Consider the following 16968-nt stretch of genomic DNA (forward strand, 5'->3'; position numbering starts at 1 on the left):
CATAGGAGGCAGGACAAGATGGATGGAAAAGAAGAGCTCCACTTCGAACGCGCTATCCCTACTCCGTCAAAAAATAAGCTGCTAAAAAGCACCTTGAAAACCTCTTCAAAATCACAACCAAAAGCAACGCGACAAGCCCCCAAAAAGAATCCGAAAGTAGTCGTTCCTAACTTTTACGGAACCAACGGACAACCTGTCACATGCACGTATGTCAATCATCCCGCTTGGGACGATAAAACAAATATCTGCATGACACTTCACTTTATTATGCTCAAAATTGGGCCCACGCGCACCAATGCTTGGGGGTACAGCTTACGTCTCGCTATCTGCTATTTTTTAGACTTTTTGGCTGAACATAATCGCAACAACCCGCGCGCACTGCATCTCAAACATATTAGAGATATCACTCCGTCTATTTTTCGGGCGTTTGCACTTTTCTTGGACAAATCAGGTAAGTCCAGAAAACATACCGCAAGCCTAAAATCAGCCCTCAAAAATGCAGCAAATGAAAGCATCGCTGTGCCAATGCTTGATCTACCGGCAATTTCTTCGGTTACGTATGCTGCCACAGAGCCTCTCAGCGAAGAGGGCGTAACGACTCTGACTATCGCTGCTCGGCGAATCGTTGATGCGGCACGTGAAACAATTGAACGAAGAAAAATTATTGATTGTTCGGCTCCCTACACGCTCGAAGAACTCAAAAGAGTCTTCTCTCCAGAACTTACTAAAGAAGACATTTTGATTTGGGTCAAATACAACATTGAGAATGAAATTCCATTCGACAAAAGTACGGCACTAACACGCATTAACAAGTGCAATGACCCGGAAATAGCACCTCTTAGCAAAGAGCGCTTCCTAATTAAAGCTCTAAAAAAAATATTGGCAGCGCACCCAAAGATTCAAATACCACAAAACTACGACCCAAACATCAGGAGGTTAGACTCTTGGCGAAATACAGAACTCGACCCATATCGAGTAGTCAGGACACTAAATGATCATGAGTTTCCTCTACGCTTCAGCACGAAGGAACTCAGGGAATCGTATCTTGCAAGCGAAAACTCAAGTATTCATGACTGCGACAACGTCGTCAAATTAATACTACATAAGCTCTATTGCGTCCGCCCTAGGTTCAATACCTACTATGGGAAAGAAGGGCGATACATGCTGAGTCTCAATGAGCATCTAGCTTTATATTATCCAACCGCAACTGACATGGCCGGCATTGCTTCTCTCATGATGCTCCAGGCAGGCTGGAACAAAGAAACGCTAATGCAGTTAGACAGGGACAACTTTGAGCACTCACTTACCTCCACCGTAGAACAGTCAATTAAGATCATATATTCAGAAAAAAATAGGGCCCAAGGCTCAATGGTCCCTTATGCAAAACCTAAGCAAATACTGGCCTCCTCCGATAGCGAAAATCCCTACTCATTCTACAATCTGATTATTCTTGCAAAAGAATTTTCGGCTCCTTTAGCCCAATATCTTACGGGAGTGATCGATCCGCTTAGAAATCGTCAAATTAACACCCTCTTCGCCTTCATTCGTCCCTGGGCTGGCTGGGCAAAATCATCGGACTCCGGGTCACTAGCAACGCTTGACCATTCAACCCAATTTGCGTTTGCCATAGCTAATCTATTGGAACGCTATGAAGTGACTGATAACGGTAAGCGTCTTACATCCGCCTCAGAGATCACTCGACGACTGCGAGTGACTTGGCTTTACTATAACGCAGAAAGTATACCATTCGCTTTTTTATCACAGTTAATGGGACATCAGTCCAGAGATACGAGTGATAGCTCCTATGACAATTCACCACAAGCTCGAATGCGACGTTTCAAGCGTCTTCGATCAGCATTGGAACACGTAGTTAAATTGCTGAGATCGCGTAAATTTAAAGGACTTCTGGGAAAGAGAGCTAGCACACTTGCAAATACTCATTTGAGCATATTCTTTCTTCCACATTTAGATAGGCCCCTATGGGCATGCTCTGACCGCTACAAACCCGATTGGGCTGGCGCGCCCAAATTACCTAATGGCGTAAAGTGCTGTGCACTTGAGCAATGTTTTTTCTGTAGTCGCGTTTGGATTTTGGAGGACTCCCTTCCGTATCTAATTGAACGGCTTGCGCACATCGACGAACTACTACACGACGGAAACTCTTCAGATTTTGGCAACCAACTTGAAGCTGAACATGAGGCACTCAGTGCTATCCTTAATGACTGGCCTGACGAGTATTCTATTAATGACGCTCTAGAGTACCGAACCCTTAACTCTCCCCTACTGCCCCGAAACCTACGCGAGCTACGCTTGATCTTCAAAACTGGTGATCTGGATGAATGATAAGAGCGATGAAGATAATTACGTCAAATCCTTGTTGGACGAGTTTGAACAGGAAGACCATGACACTACCACGGCAGAGATTGAGGCAATGCTCACAGAAACTTTGGACAACCATACACCTAAAGGAGGATATTTAACGCTCATGCTTCATAGCAGCGAAGGTGAATTTCCTGTTTCATCTTTATCAAGATACTGCGACCCAGTCTGGCGTTTTCGAACTCATAACCGTTCTGACGCCTGCTCCTTATACTTCAATTGCAAAACCGTAGGCGCCAATGAATTAAAAAAAGCACTTTCCTTCTACCTACTTCCGGAGAATGCAACTTTAATCGGAATAAAGAGCTACAACTCCACCGTGCATTACAGCAACAACTTCTCACTTATTGAAAAATACATTTTTTCTCTTAACCATTTGACCGTATCACCTAGCACGCTCGCCATGATCAGCGCAAGGACCGTTAATGAAGCTCTAGACAAAGCACGAGACCAAGAAACAGCACATAACTACTTTAACCTCTATTACATCTTACGACATTGGATATGCCTATCTGAACACCAACTCATTCCAGAAGGACTTCGAATTAATATCCCATCATTAAATATCATAACTCCAGAAAGGACCTTGGAGGTCAGGGAAAATCTGAAGGGTGTACTACAACCCTGGGTTCCATTCTCCGAGACAGATTTGAGCCATATGATTGAATATGCTTTATTTTGGATTGAGAAGGCCGCCCCGAGGCTGCTGAAATTAGAACCTACCATAAACAAGGTTAATCAAGACAACAAACAAGGCAAGATCCATCGCTGTCGTCCCGACCTAAAATTGGAGGCAAGCTTCGAAGTAAAAATCGACGGAAAAATCATCATGCAGACTACCCGCCATTCCGCCGCTACCCCTTTACTACCAGAGTATTGGCGGTACATGTGGAAGTCGGACTGGGCCCATGCGCTCGACCATGTACGCAACGCTATCTTCATAATGGTTGCCTTGGTAACCGGCGCCCGTTCTTCTGAGCTAGGGCCACTCAGTATAACCGACATCAGCAACGACAGACCTGATGGCTCGGGCGATTATTGGATTCGTATCGTACGCTGGAAAACAGCAGGAGACCCCATATACAACGGCGAAATTGAATACTTGCCCCTGCCAAAATTTGTTGCAGAAAGCGTAATCACCTATGACAAACTGCGTAATATTGGACGAAAATCCAAGCGCCATTGGTTGTTTCAAAGTAATAAGGTTGGCTCCTCCGCCAGGAACGACAGAATTACACCGCAAATCCTCTCATCACTATTACGTCAACTAAAAGAAATCTTCCCTATCGATCGCCTACACGTACATCGATTCCGGAAAACAATTGCAGAAATTTTAATCAATCAGGACGAACGCAACATTGATTTGATTCGAGCACTATTTGGCCACAAAACTTTCACGATGACTATGAGATACATTTCACGAAACCCCGCCATGGTTCGCAGCGTTGCGCTCAGCCTGGAGCAATCTTACACAAACGAACTCAATGACATTATCCAAGCGATCCGCGTCGGGGCCTACTCTGGGCAGGCCGCACTGCGCATTTCAGAGCAAATTTCAGTCAGACCAGATGACTTTAAAGGCAAAACAATTCAGCTTACTCTATTTGAATACGTCACTAATCTTTTGATTGGTGGTCGTCCTCTCTTCATCAAACGCACAGCTGTAGGTACATATTGCGTTACCGCAGAGGTTTTCAACTCCAACAATCTACCACCTTGTATCGAGGGGCGGAATTTTGGCGACGAGTTACCACGCCCCGACCCCACGAACTGTCATTACAGCTGCCGTAAAATCGTCGTGCTTGAGAAAGCCAAAACCGCGCTTGAAGAAAACGTTAAATTTTATGAGCGAATTCTCAACAATCCGAAAGCAGTGCTTCCAGACTCAGCTCGGCTTGAGATCCAGACTAAGATCGAATCGTACCAAAAACACCTAGCCAACCTCAGCCAGAGCAATCTACATCATCACAATCCAGATTTCGCAATTGAGGCAATCGAACATATCCCAGGTATAAAGATGGTTCCGATGGTAGCCCTTTATGACTAAAGAAAAGCCGGCAACAACAATGCAACGTCATCCCACACGTCAAAAAATTATAGAAATAATTATCGATACCCACTTCAACCGCGGCGACACTCTGAGAGTTGGTAAAGTAGCAGAAGAAGCAGGCATCACCCGTCAAGCCTTTCATCGTTATTATAGCGACCTAATTAGCTACATAAAGGGTGATAGTGAAGTGGGCGATCTACTCCCCACATTTGCACCTGACTCTATAAACCAACTACTACAAATTTCGCAAGCGAAAGTCAGCGAGCTAGAGAATAAGCTGGCACAAAGTGAAGACAGGCATAAGGCGCAGCTCAAATCCACACTTGATCGATACATCACCTCTCTCATGAATAATGACATCACATTGTTCGAGACAGATAGCGTCCGAGTCACACTGGATAAACAGACAACTTATATCAGCCATTTGATAGCCCAGCTAGATCAGGTTAAAGCTGAACTAACTAAGGCAAAGCTTAACTCCGTAAATGAAGACCTAATGGGCACCCCTGGTGCTCGAATCGTTTTTCAACCCAATCTACACCCAGCCTTTAAGGCATACCAGAAAGACGGCAATTATAAGACCTACCTTGGTACCAAAAGCAAAGAGATTGCCAAAGTCATAAATCAGGTTAATCAACACGAAACCACTTCAACGCAGCTAATAATTTTCGCAGATCGCTTTATATCTAGTTTTGAAGATTTTCTTAAACAGCTTCCGGAACCCCGCTCAGATGAGATCGTGATTCGCCTGCCCGTGTTCAGCTCAATGGAGTTAAAAAACCAGCTTCGAAATGTTAACAAGACCGCAATCTCAATTTACGTTCCTGAATGTGCTTCTGTTGCGGAAACGGCCGCGCAACGTAAATTCCGATCCAACACCGTCCCTGCCGAGGAGATTTTGGCAGCCCAGAAAGCTGATCACATTCACTTGTTCAAAGGTGTCGATCGAGTCGTCCACTTCAGCATCAACAAGTTGGTGAGATAATGATCAAGATTATAAAAAAATATGTGGAATACGTTTGCTCTGAGAGCAACCGAAAAACTGCCCATTTTATTCTTATCTACGAAGATAAGAAACACAGCGTTTTGCTTAGCCATGCCAATCTCTTCCTATACACAACAACGCGCTTATCTCGAAAAACATCATCCCGGTACGCCAGCATCATATCGATGTTTTACCGCTTCCTATCGACAATTGATGATTTTCAAAATATTCACCCGAGTCAGTATCATCTTTTTTCCCGAAACAAGCATGTCAAAAGCTGGCAAAGCCACCGTGAAACAAAGCGAGTCGCGCAAGGCTCCGCCAGCCCCTGCACTAAGACAATTTTTGAGGACGCGAAGCTGCTGATTAATTATTTTAGATGGCTGGGAGATTCAGGCTTTAACCCGGGTATCGAAGTAAAACTCAAGACTTGGATACCCCCTTTTAAGCGATCCAGATATCAAGCCTACATTTCCTTCAAGGCAAACAAATCCATTGACCCAACAAGCATTGAGGTTTTGGATAGGGATAGCCGCCAATCCAGCCTCCGTTCACTGATCACCCCTCACGAAATTCGCCTGCTGTCAGAAAATTACTCGGATCCGGTATATTCAGTCTTGCTCATTTTCGCGTTGGCAACAGCAATGCGACCTATGGATCTATGCAGGTTTCCATATTTTGGAAATGGCGATAACGCCCACATTGCTCCCTTTTCCCTTATGGATTTTACTGAGTCGACAGTGAACTATACTGTTCACAACAGCAAACGAAGAAAAACCCGTACCATTCTGATACATCAAGATGCGCTTAGGACAATCGAAGAAAACTATATTAAGCCACTGTATGTTGCTAGAGCCAAGAAATACGAGAAAAACTATGGCGAGAAGCCCCCTCTGTCGTTGCTTTTTTTAACAAAGGACGGACACCCAGTGACACCTGATCGAATTGCGCAGCGCACGCATTCCGCAAAAAAAATGGCTCAGGCAGTCGAACCACAATTACGTGCGAACCTCAAATTTTACGATTCGCGTGACTGGTGGCCCACGCAGTATATGATCCGGTGTTTCGGAGAGGAAATACTCAGCGCTAATGACGGCCTATACAATCATGCAGTTGCTGAAGTCCTCCAGAACCAAATGGGCCACAAATTTATTCAGACAACTTTCGACCACTATATGGATATGGCGAGAATAATTCTTTCAGTTCACAAAGGGAAATCGACCGAAATCCTGAGGGCGGCTGATTACTCATCAGATGATTTTATTGCTACCGTGGGGGCGCTAGATGAGCGCGTAGCAACCATGATTGCAACGAAATAAAGAATGATTTCTCGCGCCACACCAAGCCCGCGGCGCCTGGTGAGTGTGCGAGCCATTCAACGATGGCGCCTACCTACTGAGATCCAAGGTTCGCCTCGCTCATATCTAACTCCCCCAAGACCTTGCGTACCACATCATCCCCTACGAGATGGTGACGGTGCAGGTTGTATAGTTCCAATCGCTGTGCGCGAAGGGCTGTTAGCCGTAAGCGGCGCTCTAACTGATTCATCTGCTGTGCCAAGATATGCGCTCCATCGCTGTCGTTGTAGCTCTCCAAGGCATCGCGATATTCTGCCATCAATCGGCCTTTCAATTCGGCGGCCATCGCAGCTTGGGCTGCATTCTGGGCCGTACCCGCTTCGACCATCTCCTCTGCCTCCAAAGCATGGATTGCCGCCTCTGCAGTACGCTTCCTAACATCTTGTACTTCGTGCTGGAGAGCATCATCGGGCCCCTTTTCCACTCCTCGCAGCAGCACAGGAAGCGCGATACAGGCCGTGACCAGCGAGAGCAATATCACCCCTGCCGCGATAAAGATCAGGAGGTCACGCTCAGGGAAAGCATTGCCCCCATGAGAAGCGGATGCGATCGACCTGAGGCAGTGGTGGCATATGGCGATTCAACCCCGTTCTCCCGCGTACTCAATGGCTATCTGAAAACAGAGCAGCAAATCGACGCCCAAGTTGTGCAGCTGCCACTCCCACGGGTCGTCATTTGATCACTTTCCTATCTGAGGGACTGAGGTTCAGTGGGCTGGGGATCGCGAAGGCGACGCGCCTCTGGAATAGATTTGGAGACAAGCTGTCGGTTTTGCCCGATCAGAGTGATGTTGCAGCGCTCTCAGAGGGCATAGCACTAAGCGCTCATGCGTTATGGTCATCGATGAAGCCAGCATGCTGACATCATCTCACTGTACAAGCTCGTGCACCTGCTGCCCCAGCACGCGCGCGTAGGCGATGAAGCAGCCGCGCGTGAATCGGTGGTGAAGGTGCAGAGAGCCAAGCGCAGAATGGCTGGGTTGCTCCCGATCTTAGAGGCCAAGATTGATGCCTTGGCCTTCAAGTAACAGCGGTATTTATCAGCGCCCGGTGGGAGGAGGAGCTGGAGGGTTCGTAGGGTTGTCACCCTGACTAGTGGGCTGATATCCAGCCCCAGGTTCGGGGCGATTGAACGGTACGCTCTCGACAGGCTGATAGCCTTTATTGAGCGGCCCAGGCTGATATCCTTCGTTACCCGTAACCTGCTTTGGATCAGTCATGCTAGTACCCTCAAAAATGGCATTGGCGAAATTCGATGTGAACTATCTCGGAACCACTGACCAGTACACCTGCGCTGGATTCTACAGCACGCACCAGAGCACCATTCTCGATTATCCATTCCTGCTCAAGGTAAATCTGCTCTGGCGCCGGAGCACTTGAGGCGAACGAGCGCCTCCCATACAGCCCACCCAGCTTACCGCCACCTTTGAGATGCACGATGATCCAGTAGGGTTTGCGCTGCTGGAAGACGAAATCCCAAGGTTTCGCAGTCGGGTGCGGAGCATTCTTCTGAAAGACCTGCCACGATCGCATCCACTTCCACACCAACGCCCAGATCACAGGGCCCACCAGCAGTACCATTACGTAGAACATGCCGTAAAGGAACGGGTGTACCGTCCGCAGCGTGCTTGCCTCTACCGCAAAGATCAACCACAAAAAAAGTGCGTAATTGATGCAGCTATAGGCGATGGCATCGACGACCTGATCCGCTGCATTGCGCACTACCCCTGGAATGAAGAGCTGGTAGCACTTGATGCTGATGAAGCCTGGTATCACGAATGCGATGAACAGAAACAGTTTGTCGGCTTGCCAGATATCCATTATTTCCCCGGTCGAGGTTGTCGATATCTCGTTAGTGTGCCATTACGTAACATCAGCCACAAAGCCGGCTTACGGGGCCCCACGCCCCGCTAACCAATTGACCACACGGGCCACTGAACGAGCCGCCCCGTTGCTCGTCCAGCACCACCAGAGGCAGCCCATGCCACTTGCACGTTGATCCCTTGTATCCTGCCCGATCATTGGCACAGCGAAGCCCTATCAGTGATCAAGTCCCTCCCGCATGATGTCTGTTTAATTCGTAATGTTCGACGCCTTCAGCAGTCCTCACCTGCCCTGCCCCAGGTTCGCCTCACTCATGTCCAGCTCGCCCAGCACCTTGCGTACCACTTCATCACCGACTAGGTGCTTGCGGTGCAGGTTATAGAGTTCCAGGCGCTGGGCACGCAAAGCCTTCAGCCGCAAGCGTCGCTCAAGCTGATCCATCTGCTGTGCAAGAGCACGCGCTTCATCGGTATCGTTGTAGCTCTCAAGCTCCTCACGATACTCGGCCATCAATCGCCCCTTCAGCTCAGTAGCCATAGCAGCTTGGGCAGCATCCGGGGCCGTGCCTGCCTCAACAACCTCCTCCGATTCCAACGCATGAATGGCTGCCTCTGCGGTGCGCTTCCAGGCCTCCTGGGCCTCCTGCTGCAGAGTTTCATCCGGACTCTTGTCCACCCCGCGCAGCAATACAGGCAACGCGATACAGGCCGAAATCAGCGACAGCAGGATTACCCCCGCCGCGATGAAGATCAGCAGATCACGCTCCGGGAACGAGGCACCAGGCGCGATCAGCAGTGGCACCGACATAACACCAGCCAAGGTCACCGCTCCTCGCACACCGCCCAGTGTCAGCAACCAACATGAGCGGGCGGTTGGTACGAGTACCAGTTCGGGTTTGCCCCGCCAGCGGCGAACCACTCCGATTCCTCTCCAAATGCTTTGCACCCAAACGAAGCGCAGCAAGATCAACACTGCGAAGATCGCCAGTACATCCAAGCAGCGATACGCCAGTGTCGGCCACAAGGAAGTCTCGAGACTGACAACCGCCTTGATGATGTCTGGCAACTGCAATCCGAGCAGTAGAAATATGAGTCCGTTAAATGCAAATTCGAGGAGCGACCAGACGCTACGGTTGAGCAGTCGAGTGCTAGTTTGGCGGGGCAGCAGATCGAGCCAGCTCTGCATCATCCCAGCGGCCACCGCCGAGAGTATGCCAGACACGCCAAGGCGTTCAGCCAGGACATAGGCTGCGAACGGCAGCAGAAGCATGAATACTACGTGCGTCGCCGGGTCATCCCATCCCCGTGTGATCATCCACATGCGCAGACGACCAAGCAGCCAGCTTAAAGTAACCCCAACCGCAAGGCCGCCTAGTGCAACCATGACAAATGTCAGGCTCGCATCGGTAAGGGAGAACACGCCAGTAATCGCTGCGGCCAAGGCAAACTTAAACGTGACCAGACCCGATGCATCGTTGAGCAGCGCTTCGCCTTGCAGCATGTTCATGAGAGGCGTTGGCAACCGCCCTTGGGTGATGGCCGACACCGCCACGGCATCCGTCGGAGAAAGTACTGCCGCCAGCGCGAAGGCAACTGGCAGTGGAATGCTCGGCAGAATCCAGTGAATGAAGTACCCGGCGCCGACCACGATGAACAAAACGAGGCCCACAGCCAAGGCCACCACGGGGCCGCGAATGCGCCAGAGCGCGCGCTTGGGAATTCGCCAGCCATCTGCAAAAAGAAGCGGTGGGAGAAAGAGGAATAGGAACAGCTCAGGGTTCAAGGCAACGTGAAAACCCAGGGTCGGCCAGGCCAACAGCGCACCAGCGCCGATCTGTACCAGTGGCAATGGAATGGGGAGCACCCGCCCGACTAGCTTGGAGACGCTCACGAGCATCAGCAGGATTAGGACGGTATAGGCAGACTGCATAGGACAGGGTTCCTCGAATCCGAGTGAAGCGCAGCGAGGTCTTACAGGAAGACATCGCCATTTGAAACAATATGTTAAGGCGTAATCGGGCGAGCTGGCCGCCGCACCATGGTCGGAGCTGGCCACAAGATCTGTAACATTATGTTGCTAGCACTGGCTCAAGATATTGGTGCACCCAAGTACCTAGGCTGTAAGCGCCTTTAGAGCAAAATTTTGCTCGTTGGCAGGTATAACCTGAGAAGGAGCTGTAAAACTCATCTCCGCGTACTTTATAGTCTATGGCGGGTTGACTGGCACCGGGCCATTAATGGCAAGCTGCGACTGCAGTAAAGCGGATCGGCAGCCCAGATCCTGGATGAACCATCACGCCTCACGATCATTGCTAACAGCAGCGCCCAGCGCAGGAATTGCTTTGGTAGCAGGCGTACAAAGGCCCTCCTTCCTACAGTGTTACACCGCTTTTAACCCCGTAAAATCGGGGTTTAACGGCATAGCCTGTCCCTTTGAAAGACGCTATCCTGCCAATGGCAAAAACGGCCCTATTCGAGCCCACTCCGCAGGCCATTAATATAGGCATACTGGTGCGGATTGACGCCCAACGCCCATTCAAAAGGATTTCCGGGTGGATAAGACTCAAGCGAAAATACTCAGTGACAGCCTGCAAGGTATACACGTCGGTGGCTGGCTAGTCGAAGGCTTCTACGGCAACGGTAAGTCGGCGGTTGTGCTTCCTGCAACCAAGGGTAACCAGGCTGGAGCTATCAAGGTCTTTCACCCCGAGCTCATCGAGCGTTACGGCGAAGCAACGCAGCTCGAACGGATCATGCGAGAGCAGGGGCTGGTCAATGCGAGCCATGAAAACCTTGTGCGCATCTACGATGGTGGCAAGTGTCTAGATACGGGACATCTCTACGTGGTCATGGAAAGCCTACCGTTCAAAAACCTACACGACCAGAACGCCAACATTCCGCTCTCCGCCATACCGAACATCATCTCCCAGATCGCGTCAGCTGCGCGGTTTCTGGAAGATCGCGGCCTGGCGCATCGGGACATCAAGCCAGAGAACATCGCGATCTCCGATGACTTTACCCGCGCGGTGCTCCTCGACCTCGGCGTACTGTTGCCGATCGGCTTGTCTGATTTGACTGACGTTGACCAACGATTCTTCATCGGCACCCTTCGGTATAGTTCCCCAGAGTTCCTAATGCGGGAGGAAGAAGACACCATCGAAGGCTGGCGTGCTGTCACCTTCTACCAGATAGGCGCGGTCTTACATGATCTGCTGATGAGGAAAGTGCTTTTCGATGAGCACAGCGAACCGTTCTCGAAGCTAGTAGAGGCCGTAGGTAAAATCACCCCTGAGATCGTTTCCGACGACCCCAAACTCGCCTTTTTGGCCAAATGCTGCCTCACCAAGAGGCCATCCACCCGTCTAGAGCTAGTCGATTGGAACGACTTCACCCCTCAGCAGGAAAACATTGACGAATTGACCGCAGCGATACAACGAATCAGCCACCGGCAGCGGTATCATCAAGAAGCCAAAGTTGCCGAATACGTCGAATCAGAACCGCGTGAACGGGACATCAGGCACTTCCTTGATGATCTGAGTAACAGCTTTCAAACGAGAATTGTCATCTTACTGAACGGCTTGAATGCTTTCCCAGTTCGGGCAACATATTCTGACAAGTGTATGGCGGAGCGTTGCGTTAGAATTTGCCTGCAGTTCGCTCAAGACGACGACCTCGGCCTGACCCACCGGCTGAGCGTTGGCTATCTCATTGAGCTCCTTGACTTCAACAATGGCTCACCCGTGATCAGAGCGAGTGCAGCAGCCGCTCTTTCAATTGACCCGATCACAGCAAACGACCTGAAGCCGTTCAAAAAATTCTACGCCGGAGATGTGGCAGGTCTGCTGGACAGCCCCAACCTGCAGAAAACCTTGGTGGGATTTTTGGAAGCCGCCTACATGTCAATCGAGATGGGTCATGAACCCTCTGTTAAACAACCCATAAAATTGGCCGTTGAATAAAGGAAGTTCAAGGAATGTCTAGCACTTGGTGGAAAGACGCGGACGAGCTGATCGAAGAGCAGTCTAATTTGCTCGACATACCTCCTGAAGCGCACCTTATGATCCAAGGCCCACCTGGTTGCGGCAAAACCAACCTTCTGTTACTGCGTGCCAACCAGCTTTTCTTGGGCGATTATCCAAACTTGTATGTGGTGGTATTCGGATCGCTTCTGAGAACTTTCATTCAGATGGGCGGAACCCAATACAAATTTCCGGCAGATAAGGTAGTCACTCATACCGCCCTGTTCAAAATGATTCTGCAGTCCGAAGAAGCAGACATTGATGATACGGATTTAAGTTTGATGGACGCTCGCCAGAAACGTGCCGACGCCTTGGAACTGCTTATCGCTGATGGCAAGATTGGCGTACAATTCGACGCTCTCCTCCTCGACGAAGCGCAAGATTACACCCCCCAAGAAGTTCGCTTATTGTCAAAATTGTCGAAAATTCTTGTGGCGACAGCTGACAGCCGTCAGAAAATTTATGAAATCGAAGATTGCCTTGAAACACTGGAGAGTTGCATCGAGAGGAAACACATCCTGACCTATCACTTCCGAAACGGTAGGGATATATGCCGTTTGGCTGACGGTATCTACAGCGGATACCCCCAGTATTCACCGATGCAGCCGCACTCCAACTATAACGAAAAAGACTACCCCTCCAAAACCACAACTAGGTCAGGGCTGACATTAGATCAACAGATCGAGGCGATGGCAGATCAGATTGTGGGGCAACAATTCGCATACCCCGATGATCTGATCGGAATTCTGGCCCCGCGAAATGATGAGTTGAACATCATAGAAGCCAGGCTGACAGAAGCGGGGCTTGGTGAATTCCTCACCAGGGCGAATGCCTCCAACCGGTTCGACCCATCACGTAAAATCTGGCTATCAACCCTTACTGCAGCCAAAGGCCTAGAGTTCCGCGCACTGCACATCGCAGGTCTGGATCACCTCCATAAAACAGGCAAGCTGCAAAAACGCCTTATCTTCACTGGCGTAACAAGAGCTAAGACAGCATTGACCCTTTATTGGCATGAAGGAATCCCAGGCTACCTTCAGTCGGCATGTCTTCCATTTGCTACCGACAGAAAGGTCGTGGAAACTAAACAGCTATTTGGGAAATGAATATGTGGAACCTGAGTTTAAACAGAAAAGATTTTATCGAGCTATGGCTTGGCGGGAGTCGCAATACGGTCGCACTAGCAACTGTACAACCAAGCGGCACCGAGCCCGATAATGGTCTAATTAACCTGCAATGGGACTCACGCCCCTCTGCTGAGTTTCATTTTCCAGATCGCCTCATTGCATCTGATGAAGATTTAAAACATATTTTCACAGCCTTGAATTCGACACCTGCTGCTGCAACGCCTGTCAGCGCCTACACCCGCGTGCTCAGCCTTAGAGAACATCGACTCCATGCGTACAAGCGAAAGAGCGCGCCTTTAGAGCTAGCGCCATTCATTGCTATGACAATGGCTGAAGCCGCCCTCCATATCGAAGATAAGTCCAACTGGAGGAACATTAGCCTCTCAAAATGCACCAAAACGCTTTCTTACGCATGGACTTCTGCGCTAGATATATGTGAACCAAATATAATTTCGGACGAGATACCTGTTAAATGGTATCAAACATATATGGCTGTTAATAGTTCAGCCCCCCGCGAATCACTGCGCAAAATTATAACAGCTGCCACCGAAGCTCTTAATAGCTACCTGAGACTCACCAACGGTTCGCGCCCTTCGGGATATCCAGAGACCCTGGCAGAAGCGCTGTACAGGAAGGACAAAAAATCGCTTAACAGCACCTGGCTTGATCTGACCAAACAATATGGGATTGATATTAGCCTCGAAAATTTGATGCTAGCTACCCGCGAAGAGCGAGCATCTTACCTGCAGCAAGCCATTAAGTATTCCATAACCTCTGAAAGCAATAGCTCTACATCTGCACTCTGTGCCTTTATCGCCACTCAAGTAGCACCCGGTTCCTTGGAGCATCTCGATCTACTAAGAAACACTGGCAGACCGGAAATCGTTTTCTGGTACGCAATGTACGCTGCACTGCTTACTCCAGAGGAAATTCTGGGCGCCATGGAAGGCTTGGGCTACAGAATCTATAGACTTATAAAGGCGGCAAATCCCACGAACCATAGCAACATTGCCGATATATGTTATGCAGAACTGAAAGTACTTGAGCGAGGTGGAATGGACGCTTTCTTGAAAAAGACCAGCGCTGCCCGCGAACTGAAAGTCGAGCTAGTCCCCTATGTATGTGTGAATTTTGACTACAGCAGTGCTCAGCAACAAGAATCCCCCTACGAAAGAGGAAGACGCGATCACCTTGAATATGAATATCGCCAGGCTAACCGACTGATAAACGAATATAGAGCTCGGATCGATCAGGCGATGTCCATGCTAAGCGGCAGTACTAACGAAGTACCAGATGGCTATCCAGATCCTTATGGTGGTCGACGCGGGTATCCCAAGAAAAAATCTATCGACCAGTAGCGTATCAGTTTAGCAATCAAGGGTCACAGCCTTCTTCGAAGGCTTGGCCCGAGGTCGTTCATACCGAAACCGACCTGATTGAATAGACTCAAAGGTGAGCCTAAACCTCCACAGCTACTGCGCGTATCAATTAGACTTCACTTTCTGAAAGAAATCAGTTACAAACTTACCGAACGCCACTTTAGACTCACTTTCCAACTTGGCTTTCTCAAGTTCGACTGTAGTCTGATCCTTAGTAAGCACATGATTGCGCTCGGTGTCAGCAAGCTTGGCTACAACCACTCCAACCATCGCGCAGTCCCCAGCTTCTCTTGCCACATTCACCGCTATCTGTTTAGCCTCTATGTTTGTGAGCTCGTTTTGGAAATATTTAACTTCAGCAAGACTAGCCTTGTAGAGGCGCAAGAAAAAATACGCCAAAACTTCAATCAATACAATCAAAGACAATCTTGGCAAATAATGAGAAATTAGAGCCATTAAGTCTGTGCTTCCGACCACCTCAAAGACCAGAGTAGCACCCAGCAAAAGAATGCCTATGGCTGAAATAGCCGCACCAATAGAAAGATTGATACTACCCTTTCGATTTAGATCTCTAATTTCTTGCAGCAGTCTCATTCGGCACTCTTCGAACAACTTCTGAGTCATGTCATTCTTCAAGAGCTTCATTACCTGCGAACTCAGTATCGCATTTGCTTTTTCGGCAACTTCTGCCGCCGAATCACTGAGAAAGTTTCGGCGATACTCACCATCCTCTTTGCTCACACGCATGAAGGCATCAACATCAACCAAACCTTTGACACTTTCAAAGTCTTCGCGCAAGCTCTTCAATTCTTCAACAAGCACAGCCGGAGCTTTCAACTTATACGTCGCCATCTCTGGCCCCAGCATTCCCTTTATAGATAGTGGATTTCGAAGCCTAGTAAGCTCGACCTCTACCTCATCATCTTTAGATAGCTCAAATCCTGTCTGAAGATAATTTATTACTACGAAACCCGCCGCTCCTCCAATCAAAATAATGGCCAGAAAACTAATCGGCAACACAAGAGCGTTTGCTTTGAGCACATCATAAAAATACGTAATTACTGGAATAAGCATAGTGCCCACTAAAGCGGGAAGAAACATACTCACTATACGTCCACGCCGTTTGCGCTCGACGGTGTGTTTTGCCTTCGTCAACAACAAATCAGGTTCTGATGAACTCACTGGTTTCCCATCCAAAATTCATTTATCGATCGCCAAGCATCCAGGCTCAAGCGGCCCCGAATGATAGCGTAATGAGATTACTGGCGACAAATGGCGGCAGCCTTCTGTGCAGATGTCATCCAAGCACGGAGGGGGTAGGAAATTAGTCGTCGCTTGGAGGCAAATGGCCTCGTTAGCCAGGCCATGAGCGCCTCATGCCAGCCAGAGGCTCAGCCAGCGACTGCACAAATTAGTGGCTTAGGTTATCCGGGACGAGCAGCATATAAACCTTGGAGCCCACCGATTTCGCCGCTTATCAAGGGTGCGTACAACAAGATCGACTCCATCACGTTCACCCTCCGCTTAGCACGAAGCCCCCCAGATCATCACAGTTGAGCCCATCCACCTTTCGTCAGTATTGAAGAATGCTTTGTCCAACCCAGTAGCTAGGCCTTTACCGCTACTTCTCGGTTCTTTAAAACAAGGAGTTCCTGAAATAGGGCCTTAAATCTTAGTTTTTCAGGGGTAAACGGGGTTAAGTTCTAACCCCCTCTGTCGTACTCAGCCACAGCTCCAGCAGACACGGCTCGATCTCTAAGCAAATCTAAATGTTCGCCAGACAGCTCTGCCACCCAGCGGCGCCTGCCCTGATGTCATACTGTAAAGAACGAGATCAAGAGGCTGGCTC

10 protein-coding genes and 1 pseudogene are annotated in these 16968 nt (G+C 49.2%); 7 read left to right on the forward strand and 4 right to left on the reverse strand.

What is annotated here, in order from left to right; genetic code table 11:
- The first annotated feature begins 18 nt into the window (after nucleotides 1–18).
- The 4 genes from JOE27_RS10805 to JOE27_RS10820 are packed head-to-tail and all read left to right on the forward strand — an operon-like array spanning nucleotide 19 to nucleotide 6733.
- Complete coding sequence (locus JOE27_RS10805; RefSeq protein ID WP_204918695.1) at nucleotides 19–2343, forward strand: hypothetical protein; 2325 nt, start codon at nucleotides 19–21, stop codon at nucleotides 2341–2343.
- Entirely contained in the window at nucleotides 2336–4426 is a 2091-nt protein-coding gene (locus tag JOE27_RS10810) for a tyrosine-type recombinase/integrase (protein ID WP_204918697.1), read from the forward strand. Before JOE27_RS10805 ends, JOE27_RS10810 begins: the two co-directional genes overlap by 8 nt.
- On the forward strand, nucleotides 4419–5414 hold the full coding sequence (locus tag JOE27_RS10815) for a TetR/AcrR family transcriptional regulator (protein WP_204918699.1): 996 nt from the start codon (nucleotides 4419–4421) through the stop codon (nucleotides 5412–5414). Before JOE27_RS10810 ends, JOE27_RS10815 begins: the two co-directional genes overlap by 8 nt.
- Complete coding sequence (locus JOE27_RS10820; RefSeq protein ID WP_204918701.1) at nucleotides 5414–6733, forward strand: site-specific integrase; 1320 nt, start codon at nucleotides 5414–5416, stop codon at nucleotides 6731–6733. Before JOE27_RS10815 ends, JOE27_RS10820 begins: the two co-directional genes overlap by 1 nt.
- Nucleotides 6734–6806: 73 nt before the next feature.
- On the opposite strand, the pseudogene JOE27_RS10825 reads toward JOE27_RS10820, so the two are convergent.
- The 3 genes and pseudogenes from JOE27_RS10825 to JOE27_RS10835 form a co-directional block, all read right to left on the reverse strand.
- Nucleotides 6807–7301 (reverse strand): annotated as a pseudogene (locus JOE27_RS10825) (Na+/H+ antiporter); the annotation flags it as partial.
- A 700-nt stretch (nucleotides 7302–8001) separates the two neighbouring features.
- Nucleotides 8002–8592, reverse strand: a complete 591-nt coding sequence (locus JOE27_RS10830; protein ID WP_204918703.1) for a DUF6338 family protein — start codon at nucleotides 8590–8592, stop codon at nucleotides 8002–8004.
- A gap of 285 nt (nucleotides 8593–8877) precedes the next feature.
- Nucleotides 8878–10524: a Na+/H+ antiporter gene (locus JOE27_RS10835; RefSeq protein ID WP_204918705.1), complete on the reverse strand. Its 1647-nt coding sequence runs from the start codon at nucleotides 10522–10524 to the stop codon at nucleotides 8878–8880.
- Nucleotides 10525–11146: 622 nt separating this feature from the next.
- On the opposite strand from JOE27_RS10835, the gene JOE27_RS10840 reads away from it, so the two are divergent.
- The 3 genes from JOE27_RS10840 to JOE27_RS10850 are packed head-to-tail and all read left to right on the forward strand — an operon-like array spanning nucleotide 11147 to nucleotide 15098.
- Nucleotides 11147–12553, forward strand: a complete 1407-nt coding sequence (locus JOE27_RS10840; RefSeq protein ID WP_204918707.1) for a protein kinase — start codon at nucleotides 11147–11149, stop codon at nucleotides 12551–12553.
- A gap of 14 nt (nucleotides 12554–12567) precedes the next feature.
- Nucleotides 12568–13719 (forward strand): ATP-binding domain-containing protein, encoded by a 1152-nt coding sequence (locus tag JOE27_RS10845; protein ID WP_204918712.1) that lies wholly within the window; start codon nucleotides 12568–12570, stop codon nucleotides 13717–13719.
- Nucleotides 13716–15098: a hypothetical protein gene (locus JOE27_RS10850; RefSeq protein ID WP_204918714.1), complete on the forward strand. Its 1383-nt coding sequence runs from the start codon at nucleotides 13716–13718 to the stop codon at nucleotides 15096–15098. The genes JOE27_RS10845 and JOE27_RS10850 overlap by 4 nt, the downstream gene beginning before the upstream one ends.
- 126 nt (nucleotides 15099–15224) lie before the next feature.
- On the opposite strand, the gene JOE27_RS10855 is transcribed toward JOE27_RS10850, so the two are convergent.
- On the reverse strand, nucleotides 15225–16301 hold the full coding sequence (locus tag JOE27_RS10855; protein ID WP_204918716.1) for a hypothetical protein: 1077 nt from the start codon (nucleotides 16299–16301) through the stop codon (nucleotides 15225–15227).
- Between the last annotated feature and the right edge of the window lie 667 nt (nucleotides 16302–16968).

Source organism: Pseudomonas sp. M5 (genome assembly GCF_016907075.1).
Taxonomy (GTDB): domain Bacteria; phylum Pseudomonadota; class Gammaproteobacteria; order Pseudomonadales; family Pseudomonadaceae; genus Aquipseudomonas; species Aquipseudomonas putida_E.

Coding starts and splice junctions, on each gene's coding strand:
- JOE27_RS10805 (WP_204918695.1), top strand. CDS start 19: ATGGATGGAAAAGAAGAGCTCCACTTCGAACGCGCTATCCCTACTCCG.
- JOE27_RS10810 (WP_204918697.1), top strand. CDS start 2,336: ATGAATGATAAGAGCGATGAAGATAATTACGTCAAATCCTTGTTGGAC.
- JOE27_RS10815 (WP_204918699.1), top strand. CDS start 4,419: ATGACTAAAGAAAAGCCGGCAACAACAATGCAACGTCATCCCACACGT.
- JOE27_RS10820 (WP_204918701.1), top strand. CDS start 5,414: ATGATCAAGATTATAAAAAAATATGTGGAATACGTTTGCTCTGAGAGC.
- JOE27_RS10830 (WP_204918703.1), bottom strand. CDS start 8,592: ATGGATATCTGGCAAGCCGACAAACTGTTTCTGTTCATCGCATTCGTG.
- JOE27_RS10835 (WP_204918705.1), bottom strand. CDS start 10,524: ATGCAGTCTGCCTATACCGTCCTAATCCTGCTGATGCTCGTGAGCGTC.
- JOE27_RS10845 (WP_204918712.1), top strand. CDS start 12,568: ATGTCTAGCACTTGGTGGAAAGACGCGGACGAGCTGATCGAAGAGCAG.
- JOE27_RS10850 (WP_204918714.1), top strand. CDS start 13,716: ATGAATATGTGGAACCTGAGTTTAAACAGAAAAGATTTTATCGAGCTA.